The organism is Bacillus cereus group sp. BfR-BA-01347 (genome assembly GCF_022663835.1).
Taxonomy (GTDB): Bacteria; Bacillota; Bacilli; order Bacillales; family Bacillaceae_G; genus Bacillus_A; species Bacillus_A thuringiensis_K.
The window spans coordinates 1-14556 of sequence record NZ_JAKUGG010000050.1 but is presented as its reverse complement, the minus strand read 5'-3'; the positions used below and the strand labels follow the sequence as shown (position 1 = coordinate 14556).

Genomic DNA, 14556 nt, shown 5'->3' with positions numbered 1-14556 from the left:
AATCAGCAAATACGTCTAGTACAGTCGCTGCAGCAGCAATATCTCCTGTGGCACTTGTTTCAATTGTTCTTCTTGCACCGTTAGTAGAAGAGTTTGTTTTTCGTTATGCGGTCATAAACATTTTAATGTCCAAGTTTAAGCAAACTTGGAGCATACTAATAAGCTCATTGTTTTTTTCTATCATGCATTTTGATTTTCCATTTATATTTGGATATTTTTTAATTGGAGTTATACTAGCTCTAGTGTATGTGCGTACCAATAGGTTACTAGTATCATTCGTTGTTCATGCTAGTATGAACTTAATTGTTGTTATACTCCAGATTTCTTGATGAAAATGCAGTGGATTCGCGCAACTTACTAGAGATTTAGGTTTTTTGTTTAAGAATTTTAAAATTATGGTAAGATTAATAAGACTACATTTGAAAATGTGGGTTCAAGTTGCTGTATTGACTGAATTGCACACAAAGAAACCAATTCCATTACACGGGAATTGGTTTTTTTGGTGTGTGTTTTGTTAGCATAATGTTTGACGGCCTAAAGGAGAATTGTTTCTTTGTAGTTTAGTAGGGGTACAGCCACACATCCATCAACTTAAGAACAGACACTTACGCTTGAACATAATATCAAATTTAGATGAGCAAAGCTATTTCAAGTGAATAGAATCCATTCTTTAAGAATACATAAAATATATACATACAAGCTTAGTCTGATTACTACATCATTAGTGAGAGTAGAATTCTATAAATTTTGGAGGAAGAGAAATGCAAAAAAAGGTTCTCCTGTTTACAGATTTGGGGATTGATGATGCGTTTGCTATACTGTACACCTTTTTTCGTAAAGATATTCAACTTGTAGGAATTGTAGCCGATTATGGAAATGTATCAAGAGAAAATGTAATAAGAAACATTAACTATTTGAAGTACATTGCGGGAAGAGAAGAGATACCTGTATTCCTTGGTGCTTCTGTACCGTTGACAGGTATATTGACTCAGTATTTTCCTGAGGTGCATGGAAAAGTCGGATTAGGACCTATCATTCCCCCTGAAATTTCATATCCAGTTTATCCTTTAAATGATATTTATCAAATTATAGAATCAAATTTAGAAGATCTTACAATTATCAATTTAGGAAGACTTTCTTCGCTAGCTACGACTTTTGTATTGAATTTAGAGATAATGCGAAACGTAAAAGAATGCATTTGCATGGGGGGAGCTTTTTTCTATCCAGGTAACGTAACTGCCGTGGCTGAAGCTAACTTTTACGCAGACCCTTATGCAGCAAATTTAATTCTGCAGCATGCAAAGAGCTTGACAATTATTCCTTTGAATGTGACGCAACATGCGATTGTTACACCCGAAATGGTCCAGCAAATCGATGCATTTCATCGGAATACACAGGATCTTGCAGGACTCATCATCAAACCTATGTTAGATTATTATTATAATTTCTACTCCAAGTCTAATCCTGGTATAAGTGGAAGTCCTATGCATGATTTTGTAACAGTGTGGTATTTACTGAATCAAGAGGCTGTTAGCCTTTCAAGAGTACCCATTAAAGTAATTCCTGATCAAGGAGAAGGATTTGGTCAAAGCATTGCAGACTTTCGTTTTGTTACTAATCCAGGCTATAAAACACATAATGTAGCTTTTCAGTTTGATTATGAAAGATTCAAGAAGGATATTATGGAGACGTTCCTAAAGAAGAGAGTGTAACAGACTTTATTAACTTCAGATAATACGGATTATGTGAATGAAATGCCACTTCACTTAACGTACAGGAATTCGACTTTTTTAGGTTAAGATTCGCTTAGCATATAAAACTTCCGAAATGTTGGCTGTATCCCATCACTATCAAGCTACTAAAACAAAATCCTCCTAAAATGAAAAAATCCGCTGACTTCCCAAAGTAAATAACTGTAGTGAAAGAAAATTTTCATTTTGGGGTACATTAAAACTTTAGCTTGATGGCGATGGGGTCACCATATCAAAAAAAGATAATTTTGCGTTTAGACATATTTTTCAACCACTTCCTGTTCGTTAAGGAACTCGTTATTTTTTTACAGTTTTTTATTATGAAATTCTAAATAACTAATTATAATAGGTGAAAAAACGATCAATAGTTGGGGTACGGAAAGGATTCGAATTTACATTCTTTCTCAATACATATCATGGATAAATAAAGTAAAATATGGGTTGGGGCTATGTCTCATGTTGTGTTAATCCTAACAATAACTAAGGGTACATAATATGCTTTCATACCTTTGAATAATTTTGTTATAGAAGGGATGGAGATTTAACTGGCTCAAATTGTTGGTATTAATAGATACCTTTGTACTGGGGCTTTAATCTATATGCGTGAGGGCCTTTCCCTAAGTCTTGTCAGGAAGTAAGGAACAGTAAGCAAACACTTATACAATATGATTAGAGGAGAGGAATGCCATATGAAAATACGTAGTCAAATTACATGTGCAAGTCTGGCCCTTTTAATAGCTGGAAGTTCCCTGTTATATACAACACCAACCTCAATTGTAAAAGCAGAGCCCACTCAAAATGTATCTAGTTCGTTACAAACAAATACTCAACGAGATCATACTTCCGTCAAGCAAGCAATGCGGGATACATTGCAACTTGGATACCCGGGGATACTTGCTAAAACTTCTGAGGGTGGAAAAACGTGGGGGTATGCTGCTGGAATAGCGGATCTAAGAACCAAGAAACCAATGAAAACAGATTTTCGCTTTCGCATTGGGAGTGTGACGAAGACGTTTACCGCAACAGTTGTACTTCAATTAGCTGGAGAGAATCGCTTGAATCTAGACGACTACATCGAAGACTGGTTGCCTGGTGTCATTCAAGGAAATGGATATGATGGTAACAAGATTACTATCCGGCATATATTGAACCATACAAGTGGTATCGCTGAATACTCAAGGTCAAAAGACGCTGATTTTACGGATACAAAAAAATCGTATACGGCTGAAGAGTTAGTGAAGATGGGGGTTTCTCTGCCTCCAGACTTTGCCCCAGGAAAGGGCTGGTCTTATTCAAACACAGGATACGTATTACTGGGCATTCTTATTGAAAAAGTAACCAAAAACAGCTATGCGGAAGAGATTGAAAATCGGATTATTGAACCACTTGAATTGTCGAATACATTCCTACCAGGCAATTCAAGTGTTATTCCAGGCACAAACCATGCCCGTGGATATGTCCAACCAGACGGAGCAAGTGAGCTAAAAGACGTTACTTATTACAACCCAAGTGCAGGTAGCTCTGCTGGAGATATGATTTCTACTGCTGACGACTTAAACAAATTCTTCTCTTACTTGCTTGGTGGAAAATTACTGAAGGAACAGCAACTAAAACAAATGCTTACTACAGTTCCTACAGGAAAAGAAGGAATCGATGGATATGGTCTTGGAATCTATGAAACTAAGCTTCCAAACGGTGTCTCGATATGGGGACACACAGGTGGCATTCTAGGGTTTACAACTCTTGTTGGAGGTAAACTTGGAGGCAAGCATACGTTGGTCGTCAATTGGAATAGTTTGGGTAGAACTGACAGTCCTAATCCTTTTAAAAAAATTTTACTTGCTGAATTTAGCAAGTAGGAAAAAAGGAAAAATTTATCGTAGTTTTCATAGTTAAAAATATACTTTTCTGGTTCAAAAGCCCTAAATTATTTTCAAGAAAAATTTGGGGCTTTTTTTTGTGTGGCGTTTATTCTTCTTAAGTTGATGGATGTGGCGAGATCCCTTTAATGTTTGATGTTTTAATTTCTGAATAATTGAATATTATTTTATCAAGTTTATTAAACTAACATTATTTGTAAAATGTGTTAAGTTTGTTGTGTAAGATATAAAAATATTTGAGGGGGAATTTGTATGTTTAAGAAATTAGTAGTTGGAGCATTAGCGACTGGTATTATGTTATCTGGTGCAGGTGGAGCGATGGCTGCAACACCTAACACTGAAAGTCCGAAGCAAGAAAAGGTTACTAGAGCAGCGGCAGCGGGAACTCTTTGGATGTTAAAACCAGGGTATTTTTCTAAAGCTTCGGTACCAAGCACAATCAAAGAATATGGTATCACATGGTACTTGAAAAAGGTATATCAAGAACCGAATAAAACATGGACAGGCTATTTTGAAGACAAGCGTTAATAAATTAACGCTATTTATAATAAAAAGTCTCTTATATTGAAAGTTAAATAATTATAACTAAGGAGCGATATTTATGAGTAAAATGTTCACTAAATTATCTTCACTAGCTTTAGCTGCAGCTGTTGTAACTAGTGGATTTAGCGTTAATGTCAGCGCTGCTGAATTAGAATCGCAAGGACTAGATTCTAATGAATTTAAAAATGCAGTACTCTATGAAACACAAAAAAATGTAGGTGTAAATGATGTAAGACCAGGCGTAGGAGTTCCAAACGGAATTGTACTTTATGGTACATCAAAACCAGATTCGATTTGGAATCTTTCTACGCAAGGTGGATATGGTATTGAAGGAAGCTCAAATGGTGCTACCTTATACACAAATTACTTATTCACAGGAAAAAGTTCATTTACAATTAAGATAAGAAATAATGATAACATTTCATTGAAATTTAAACTCAAGCGGAAGGACCTTATTTTTGATAATACAATAGGTTCATACGAAATATCAGCAGGTAAAGATGGTACAGTTACTGTGTCAGTTGATAAGTCTTCTAACTATTATCTTGAATTTACTGGACCAAATAAATTTAGAGGAACTATCAATTAAAGACCTTTTTCCAATATGAATACAACTCAATTGAAAGCTATTACAATTTTTGCTATGATGATTGCTCATATTGGGGTATAGCAACATCACTAGCAAGCTAAGAATACAAATACCTCCAAAACGAAAAATAAAAGTCTTTTATAGCAATGAAGTTCATTTTTATCATTTTTTGGGGAATCTGCACTGTTAGGTTGATAGACATATGGAGGGACCCCATATAGGCCTTATCTTTTCTATAGGAAGATGAGGCTTTTTTATGCATAAAGAAAAGACACCCAAAGGTGCCTTCCTGCGACTTGAACCACTTTAATTTTAATAACACCATTTTACAACCACAAATATATCTTTAATCTTTCATATGATATTTTATCACTTTTTTCAGTTAATTGCATGTACTGGTGAAAAATTGTCTATTTCTTGTAAACTCCTTTTCTCCATAACCACTCAATAGGACCATAACGGAAATATTTACTCCAAATCTTGCTGAATATAATTTGTACAAAAATAATTAAAAGCCCAAAGATACATAATTGCCAGTAATATACGTGTGAGACATCTTTAAAGCACCACGAAAGAATGACAAGCGTAAGTATGCTTTGAGTGATGTAATTCGTTAAAGCATACTGGCCAACGTTCATAAAGGGGTGCAGGCATTCTATATATTTTTTATTCTCACAAACTCTCAGTAGAGTACAAATATAGAATATAGCTAGCATTTTCCCTCCAAATAGAATCCATAGTTGTACATCCTGAGAGTAATAGACATCTGTTTTTATAAAGTAGTAGATAATAGGATAAGAGAGAAGGCATGAGATACATAACGAACTCCACTGTAAAAATCTAATTTTCTTTATTAATTCCGGTACCCTTTTAAAAATATTTTTCTTACCAGCCCATAACCCTATTAAAAATAAGCCTATATATTCCGGAATTCCTATTAGTAGTTGCTGGAATTCCTGAGTCATTAGAAAGAAAAGACGTGCTTTTATTTGATGAGAATAATGTATAAATAGATTTACAGTGTGATTGGTAGTGTTGCCTGTAAACATATATTGATAGTAATTTGGTACTTCAGGAATAGAAGAACTTGCTCTTAAAAATACAATAATATGTAATCCATAACTAACCAGTAGGAAACTACAACCAGCTATGAAAATAAGCTTAGTAGATCGCCTATAAAAGAATAATAGAATAAATCCAGCTAAGGCATACGCATGTAGAATATCTCCATACCATAGAAAGGTGAAGTGGAGTAAACCGAAGACTAGTAAGATACACAGTCTCCGTATAAATAGTCTATACATGGGATATCCTTTTGCTTCTGTATTTTTCATAAAGATGTAAAATCCTACTCCAAATAAGAATGCGAAAATAGTATAGAACTTTGATTGAATAAATAAATCTACTAAAAAGCGAATTACTTTATCTATACCAATATAACCCGCTTGATTAAAAGGATATAGTCCCGTCATAGTGGGTAGATTCGCAAATAGGATACATAGTATGGCCATACCTCTTATTATGTCTAAAGAATAAATACGGGCGTTTTGTTGCATGTAAATTCTCCTTTCTCCAAAGAAAAACGAGCACTATATTAACTAGCGCTCGAGTTACGTCTTGCAAAGAAACCATCATATGTAGCAGCTGAAACGGCTCCCTCTAGACGTTCCACTTCTTCACCTCTGTTATAAGCTACAACAACTGGAGTACCTGGAATGTCGAACTCTTGAAAGGCACTTTGATTTTCTGGTGTAGAGATATCAATACGATAAATCGTTCTATCATGCTTTTTCGACATACTATTGATATCTGGCGCAGCCTTTTTACAATAATGACAGGTTGGTTGATAGTAATACGCAATGAATTCTTCATGGGATTGTATTTTTTGCTTTAATCCATCTTTTGAAATATCTTTTATATTCTCAGGTGATACTTTTGCGTCTGCAGCAGATACAATTGTTTTTTCTGGTGTTATAGTTTCTGTATTGACTGATTTATTCTTAGTTAAAGTAAAGATCGCAATACAAGCAACACATAAAGTAGTAACAATTACTCCAATTTTGTAGACTTTTTTCATAGTAAATTCCTCCTTAAAGTAAAAAAAGGACAAACCTCGCCCGAGTTAACTGGGCGTAAGGTTTGTCCTTCACGCTACGTACAATAGAGTATAAACAATGGAAACAAATTTTCTATATATATAATACCATAAGATTTATATAGAATGCTATAAGAATTTTAAAAGAAAAACAAAGGAACAACTTAATCGTAAAATTTCATGTACCAGATTACATATAAAAAATAATAAACAGCACAATAAGGGAATTCTCTGTGCTGTATCCAACTGTTAGGAACAATATTCCCCTCCATTAAGCATAAAATCATCCAACAAACATATCTCAAAAAGTGTATGTACTTATGAAGTGTGGCTTAAGTACATTTTGGTACCTTTTGAAGTAGTTTATGGTGTGAAAATTATATTTTGTCTAAGGGTGTACTTTTACAGATATACATAAATCTATAAAAAATATATTTGTAAATGGTGATTTCACACCTTACGGATGTCTGTATATTTTTAAATATTCACGGACAGATTTGCTACAATAATCATCATGTTTCCTTCATAGCTGGTTTATCCCCCCATATTACACCTTATTTTATTAACTCCTTTTAAATCTTATAAAAACCCCTATTTGTATAAAATATTACATTTAACGACTTAAAAATTTTTAAAAATACCATAAATCCATAAAATTTACCATAAATTATCTAGTTAACTTCTTAATATTTTATGAAGTAAGTAACATTTGTCTAAATTTAGCATAAAGGAGAAAGGAGATGTTTCAATTTTTCTTTGTTACTTACAGATCATTTATATACAGAACGTATTCTAATGAAAAGGAGGGCAAAGGAGGAAAAGTTATGAAAAAAAACATATCAATATTTTTAACAATTCTTTTATTCTTACAGTTATTTTCACCAGGATTAATCTCTCTGGCTGCATCACCTGTCAAAAATATAGAACATAAATTACAAACAAAAGAAACAGCTAGTATGTGTTTGAGGGAACATGAAGGACAAATAAATTTCCAGTGGCCGCTTAATAAAAAGAAGGTAGATTTCGTTATTGTGCAAGATGCTAGTGGGAGTTTTAAAGGTTCTATAGGAAGTGTAAAAAGTGCATTGAAAAAAATTGTAGATCAACTTGATCCACAAAATGATCGTGTTATGGTGACAAGTTATCAAGATTATAAGGGGTTTAAAGGGATATATGGTCAATTATTAAACAATAGTGGGCCAGGGGTCAAAACAATTTTACAATCTGGATTAACTCATAATCTAGGGGCAGCAAAGCAAGGGATTGATAGAATTAATCCTAATAGCGGTACCCCAACTGCCAATGGTTTAGAATTTGCTTTACAGCAATATGAGAGAGAAAAAGGAGCAGATGATCCAAATCGTGAAACAATCTTCTTACTCGTAACAGATGGCGTTGCAAATGTTCAAACAGATGGATATATTCATAAAATGTCAAATCAAGTAAGTGATTGGTCAGGACGGGCTTGGTCTTCTGAGTATGCACAAGATTACAAGGGAGCTTTAGGAGAAGTTAAGGAGAAAGGGCTAAACATAAAAAATAAAGGATACAAATTAGTCACTGCTTTTTGGGAAAATAAAGAAACCTTAGCAGCAGCAGATCAGTATTATGATAAATATGACCGTGAGGTTGGTCCCTACTCAAGAAATATACTTGAAAGCATGGCAACGAAACCAGAATGGTTTGTGTTATCAAATAATATTGAAGAATTCTCTAAAAAGTTAATTGAAACAGTAACTCAAGTTACAAAAAAAGAAAAAGATAAAATGATTTTAGATATCTATAAAAATCTGCAAGTAGATGATGTAAAAGTATCTGGGCCAAATGGTATGACTACAAAACCTGTGATCAATAATAATCAAATTACTTGGGATTTAGAGGGACAACCAGAAGGGAATTACACAATTACTTATAAGGTGAAAGAAACAACACCTCAGTTAAATGAGTTTAATGTTGCTGGAGGCTATTTTATCTCATATGATGAGAAGTTTGAAATTCCCGTTGTAAAGGCACAAGGTAATCCCAATGCATCTAATTGTTCAACTGATATAACGAAAAAGGTTTCAGATTCAGATGAAAAATTGGTGGAGGCAGCATCGTTAAAAGCATTAGATGAAAAATTTACATACGATGTGAATTTTAATTTTGGATACGATGTAGCAAAAAATCAAGAGATTATTTTGCAAGATGATTTAGAAGATATTTTAGATATTCTTGATACAAAATTAATAAATAAAAATGGCGAGGAAATTGCAGTAAAACCTGTGATAGATAAAGAGAAATCTAGTGTTATCTACAAAATCCCACAAAAAAATGGATCCTATGATTATCTGGCAGGACAACAATATAAATTAACCATCACAGCCAAAATTAGACCAGGAACAAATATCGAAATTTTGAAACAGTTTATCTCAAAAGGTGGTATTCCAAATACAGCACAGATGATATTAGATAACAAGCCATTGGAATCTAATAAAGTTGCAGTAACTCCACCAATTGAAGAACCAAAAGTTAAAAAAACAGTTTCAGATCAGGATGAAACTGATGTAGAGAAAGCTACTCTATTAGATAGAAAAGAAAAATTTACTTGGAATGTAAAATATGAATTTGGGAATACCCCAAGTGCTTATGATTCCATTGTATTACAAGATGATCTAGAAGACATTTTAGATATCGTTGATGTAAAGGTTGTCAACAAAAAGGGTGAAACAATAAAAATTGAACCAAAGATTGATCAAATTTCAAAAAAGGTAACTATAGAACTTCCAAAAAAAGACGGAAGTTATACCTATTTAACAGATGAAATCTATACAATGCACATTACCTCAAAAATTGCAGATAGTGCATCAAATGAAGAAATTGCAAAATACATTGCTAAGGATGGAATTCCAAACAAAGCAGAACTTTTATCAGATCATAAACCGACAATTTCTAACGAGGTATATGTAAAACCACCAACAGAAAAACCAAAGGTAAACAAAACGGTTTCAGACCAAGATGAAAAAGAAGTAGAAAAAGCAATTTTAAAGGGAAAAGATGAAAAGTTTACATGGAATGTAGATTACAAGTTTGGAAATGATACAGCGAAACTAGAAAAGGTTGTATTGCAAGATGATTTAGAAGACATTCTTGATATTTTAGAAGTGAAACTGGTTAATGCACAAGGAAAGGCAATTGAAGTTACACCTAAAATTGATGAGAAAACCAAACGAGTAACGATTGAACTTCCAAAGAAAGATGACAGTTATGCGTATTTAGCGGGACAAACATATACAATGTACATCAAATCTAAAATTACGGATACGGCATCTATTGAAGAAATTGCAAGGTATATCGCCAATGGTGGGATACCAAACAGAGCGGAACTATTGTTTGATAATAATCCCACAGCCTCGAATGAAGCTAAAGTAGTACCGCCAACAGAAAAACCAAAGGTAAGCAAAACAGTTTCAGATCAGGATGAAAAAGAAGTAGAAAAAGCAATTTTACAGGGAAAAGATGAGGAGTTTACATGGAACGTAGACTACAAGTTTGGAAATGATACAGCGAAACTAGAAAAGGTTGTATTGCAAGATGACTTAGAAGACATTCTTGATATTTTAGAAGTGAAACTGGTCGATGCACAAGGGAAGACAATCGAAGTTACACCTAAAATTGATGAGAAAACTAAACGAATAGTGATGGAACTTCCAAAGAAAGATGGCAGTTATGCGTATTTAGCGGGACAAACATATACAATGTATATTAAATCGAAAATTGCAAGTTCTGCATCTACTGAAGAAATTACAAAGTATGTAGAAAAAGGTGGAATTCCAAACAAAGCAAAGTTATTGTTTGATAATACTCCAACGACTTCTAATGAAGTTAAAGTAGTACCACCAATTGGGAAGGTTGAGCTTGAAAAAATTGATGCGAAAAATTCAGATGTAAAATTGGAAAATGCGGTGTTTCAAATTTTAGATAAAGATGGTAAAGAGGTTGGAATTTTAACAACTGACAAAAATGGAAAAGCAATTTCTGGACCATTATTATTTGGAACCTACAAAATTAAAGAGATAAAAGCGCCGAATGGATATATGTTACTAAGAGATCCAATTGAAGTAGAAATAACATCCAAAACTCCAATACAAAAGATACAAGTAGCAAATGAAAAAAGTGATTGGAATATACCTGAGACTGGCGGAATCGGGACAACAATCTTTTATGTGATTGGCGTAACACTAATGATAATTGCAACTATTGTATTTTTCCGAAAAAGAAAGAGTTATTAATAATTTTACAAGGGAGAAAAAACTATGAAAAAATTATTTAGTATATTATTAGCATTTGCATTAATGTTTTCTGCATTACCTAATTTTTTAGTAAATGCAGCATCAAAAGATAAGGGTTCTTTAACAATTCATAAGTATGAACAAGAAAAAGCTCCAGATGTAGGTTTAAATAGCAATGGTTCAACAGATCAAGAAGTACCTACGGATGCCAAGCCATTAGCGGGCGTAACATTTGAGATTAAACAAATTGCTTCTTTTGAGAAAATTACAAGTGATGGAAAGATTGTAAAGGAAAATGTAAAACCTGTAGATAATGCGAAACCAATTCAGTTAACAACAAATGAAAAAGGTGAAGCTGTATTTAAAGACTTACCATTAGGACGTTATGAAGTAAAGGAAATTGCAGGACCACCACATGTAAACTTAAATCCAAATACGTATACAGTGGATATTCCAATGACAAGTGCAAATGGTGATGTATTAAACTATGATGTTCATATTTACCCAAAGAATGAAATTAAGCGCGGTGCTGTAGAATTAACAAAAACAGGTGCAAAGGATAAAACACTAGCAGGTGCGGAATTCTCATTATTTAAAGAAGATGGTACAGAAATTCAAAAAAATCTAGTAACAGGTGCGGATGGTAAAATTCGTGTACAAGGATTAGCATATGGTAAGTACTACTTCCAAGAAACAAAAGCACCGACTGGATATGTTTTAGATCCAACAAAATATGAATTTTTCATTAAAGAATCAGGTACTATTAGCCCTGATGGATCAAGTAAATCTGGGGTTGTTGTAGAAGTTAAAGTGAAAAACTACGAAGAGCCAGAAATTGATAAAAAAATCAATGGTGATTTAGAAACATTACCAATTAATCCAAAGAAAGATTACACATATGATATTAAAACATTAATTCCAGAGGATATTAAAGATTATAAAAAATATGTTGTAACAGATACATTAGATAATCGATTGATGATTCAAGGTAAACCAATTGTAAAAATTGATGGTGTAGAAGTAGATGCAAGTGTAGTAGAAGTAGTTGTAGAAGGTCAAAAGGTAACAGCTACAGTAAAAGACTTTACTAAATTAGATGGCAAAAAACAATTACATTTACAAATTACATCACAAATTAAAGAAGGGGTACCAGCTGGAACGGAAATTCCAAATACAGCGAAAGTTGATTTTACAAATAACCATGATGTAACGAAAGAAAAAGAAACAAAACCAGTTATTGTAGTTCCAACAATAGGTAATATTGCCTTAACAAAAGTTGATGGTGAAGATCATACTAAAACATTACAAGGCGCGGAATTTGAATTACGTGACAAAAACGGTAAAGTAGTCGTAGTAGAAGGTAAAGAAGTGAAAGGTGTATCAGATGCAAATGGTGTGATTCACTGGAACAATATTCCTTATGGAGAATACCAAATTGTTGAGACTAAAGCACCTATCTATACAAAAGAAGATGGCACAACAGGTTCATACCAATTATTAAAAGATCCAATTGATGTCACAATAGATGCAAACAATCAGACAATCAAATTAACTGTAGAGAATCATAAGAGTGGTTGGAATTTACCGTCTACAGGTGGTATGGGCACAATCCTCTTTACTACAGTGGGTCTTTTATTAATGGCTGCAGCAGTATTTATCTTTATTAGAAGAAAGACTGTAAACCAATAAGTTTTAAAAAAATATAATGTTTGATGTGAAAAGGGGAGAAGCGAATGCTTTCCTCTTTTTCATATTTTAATAGGTAAAGGAGTTACTATGAAACGAAATGTTATCTTTGGCTGTATTTTTGTATTAGGACTAGGGATTTTCTTATATCCAACGATCAGCAACTGGTTCGCAACTCAAACACATTACTCACAGGTTAGTTCTTATGATGCCAAAGTAAAAGCTTTGCAAAAGGGAGAGCTGGAACGCAGGGAAAAGGAAGCGAAGGAGTATAATAAGAATGTACAAAATTCTACTCAAACATTTGCAGATCCATTTGCAGAAAAAGAAAAGACTGGTGGGAAATCCTATGCTGATGCACTTAACATAGGAGATGTGATGGGGTATGTCGAAATTCCTAAAATTAAGGTGAAACTACCTATCTATCAAGGGACTTCGGAAGAAGTATTAGGTCGTGGGGTAGGACATTTAGATAAATCCTCCTTACCTGTGGGTGGAGCAGGCACACATACTGTATTAACAGGGCATCGAGGCCTACCTTCAGCAATATTATTTACAGATTTAGATAAAATGAAGGAGTCAGATGTATTTTATATTCATTCTTTAGGGAAGATTCTCGCGTATCAAGTAGATCAAATTAAAGTGGTATTACCAAGTGAGACAGAGGATTTACTGATTGTAAATAATCAGGATTACGCCACATTACTAACTTGTACGCCATATGGGGTAAATACGCATCGATTATTAGTGAGAGGACATCGAATCCCGTATGAAGCAATAGGGAAAGAAACCCCAAAGGACAACCATTCACAATCTTCCATTCTAGGAAATTGGAAAATAATTGGTGCGATCGGTATGCTAGTTATTAATGTTTTCTTACTCCTAATGAGAAGAAGAAAGAAAAACACAGAAAAATATTAAGCGTTCAATAAAAAAGGTTAATAACAGTGACATAACATTAGAAAAGGAAGTGAATGATTTGAACAAACAAAAAGTGGTAGAAATAGCAAGAAAGTATGGTTTGGAAGTTAAAGAGGAGTCCATCAAATTTAACGAGTCCGGTTTAGACTTTCTGGTTGCTTATGCAAAAGACGATAAAGGTGAAGAATGGGTGCTAAGGTTTCCGAGACGGGACGATGTGATGCCGAGGACGATAATGGAGAAGAAAGCACTGGATCTTTTAAACCAATATGTTAATTTTCAAGTTCCAATCTGGTCAGTTTATCATTTTAGCCAAGAAGACTCCTTCCTCAAGGAGCGTGAAGGGTCACAGCCCAGTGAGTAGGTGGGAGATGAATTGGCTTCGAACAAGGGATGGCAGGAAGCCATCTTAATTGTTCGACTTACAGAAAGTGTTACTCTACTACCTATCGAATGTACGTTCGGTGTATAATAGTCATATACCGAAATGGAGGTGAATCAAATAATGATTAATAAGGCCTATAAGTTTCTTATCTATCCAAATCAAGCACAAGCAATTCTAATCAACAAAACGATTGGGTGTTCTCGCTTTGTATTCAATCATTTCCTATCCTTATGGGATCACGCATACAAAGAGACAGGAAAAGGCTTGACCTATGGTACATGCTCTGCCAAACTACCTGCCATGAAGAAAGAGCTTGTTTGGCTAAAAGAAGTGGATAGTATTGCGATTCAGTCGTCTGTTCGCAACCTTGCGGATGCTTATACGCGCTTTTTCAAAAAACAAAACAGCGCACCGCGCTTTAAATCTAAGAAGAAC

General features: G+C 34.0%; 12 protein-coding genes. 10 read left to right on the top strand and 2 right to left on the bottom strand.

Annotated features, from left to right (window positions below; genetic code table 11):
- The 5 genes from MR143_RS32100 to MR143_RS32080 form a co-directional block, all read left to right on the top strand.
- Window positions 1–329 (top strand): CPBP family intramembrane glutamic endopeptidase (locus tag MR143_RS32100; RefSeq protein WP_242281279.1); only part of this gene is annotated, 329 nt, incomplete at its 5' end.
- A 432-nt stretch (window positions 330–761) separates the two neighbouring features.
- Window positions 762–1712: a nucleoside hydrolase gene (locus tag MR143_RS32095; RefSeq protein WP_001170295.1), complete on the top strand. Its 951-nt coding sequence runs from the start codon at window positions 762–764 to the stop codon at window positions 1710–1712.
- A 728-nt stretch (window positions 1713–2440) separates the two neighbouring features.
- Entirely contained in the window at window positions 2441–3610 is a 1170-nt protein-coding gene (locus MR143_RS32090) for a serine hydrolase domain-containing protein (RefSeq protein ID WP_000702504.1), read from the top strand.
- Between the two features lie 273 nt (window positions 3611–3883).
- Window positions 3884–4159: an LCI fold-containing protein gene (locus MR143_RS32085; RefSeq protein WP_000473825.1), complete on the top strand. Its 276-nt coding sequence runs from the start codon at window positions 3884–3886 to the stop codon at window positions 4157–4159.
- A gap of 73 nt (window positions 4160–4232) precedes the next feature.
- Window positions 4233–4763: a hypothetical protein gene (locus MR143_RS32080; protein WP_000041370.1), complete on the top strand. Its 531-nt coding sequence runs from the start codon at window positions 4233–4235 to the stop codon at window positions 4761–4763.
- Window positions 4764–5173: 410 nt separating this feature from the next.
- Here MR143_RS32080 and MR143_RS32075 read toward each other — a convergent pair whose 3' ends face one another.
- Window positions 5174–6319 carry a DUF418 domain-containing protein gene (locus tag MR143_RS32075; protein WP_242281278.1) on the bottom strand — a complete coding sequence of 382 codons (1146 nt, stop codon included), beginning with the start codon at window positions 6317–6319 and terminating at the stop codon, window positions 5174–5176.
- Between the two features lie 38 nt (window positions 6320–6357).
- The gene (locus MR143_RS32070) at window positions 6358–6840 is read right to left on the bottom strand and encodes a thioredoxin family protein (RefSeq protein ID WP_199718572.1); all 483 of its coding nucleotides are present in this window, start codon (window positions 6838–6840) and stop codon (window positions 6358–6360) included.
- 842 nt (window positions 6841–7682) lie between these two features.
- On the opposite strand from MR143_RS32070, the gene MR143_RS32065 reads away from it, so the two are divergent.
- The 5 genes from MR143_RS32065 to MR143_RS32045 all read left to right on the top strand — a co-directional run.
- Window positions 7683–11129 carry an isopeptide-forming domain-containing fimbrial protein gene (locus MR143_RS32065; RefSeq protein ID WP_242281277.1) on the top strand — a complete coding sequence of 1149 codons (3447 nt, stop codon included), beginning with the start codon at window positions 7683–7685 and terminating at the stop codon, window positions 11127–11129.
- A gap of 24 nt (window positions 11130–11153) precedes the next feature.
- Window positions 11154–12818: a SpaH/EbpB family LPXTG-anchored major pilin gene (locus tag MR143_RS32060; RefSeq protein WP_199718568.1), complete on the top strand. Its 1665-nt coding sequence runs from the start codon at window positions 11154–11156 to the stop codon at window positions 12816–12818.
- 87 nt (window positions 12819–12905) lie between these two features.
- The gene (locus MR143_RS32055) at window positions 12906–13736 is read left to right on the top strand and encodes a class C sortase (RefSeq protein WP_199718566.1); all 831 of its coding nucleotides are present in this window, start codon (window positions 12906–12908) and stop codon (window positions 13734–13736) included.
- 58 nt (window positions 13737–13794) lie between these two features.
- Window positions 13795–14100 (top strand): phosphotransferase, encoded by a 306-nt coding sequence (locus MR143_RS32050; RefSeq protein WP_242281276.1) that lies wholly within the window; start codon window positions 13795–13797, stop codon window positions 14098–14100.
- Between the two features lie 141 nt (window positions 14101–14241).
- A partial coding sequence (locus tag MR143_RS32045; RefSeq protein WP_242281275.1) for a helix-turn-helix domain-containing protein occupies window positions 14242–14556 on the top strand: 315 nt, incomplete at its 3' end.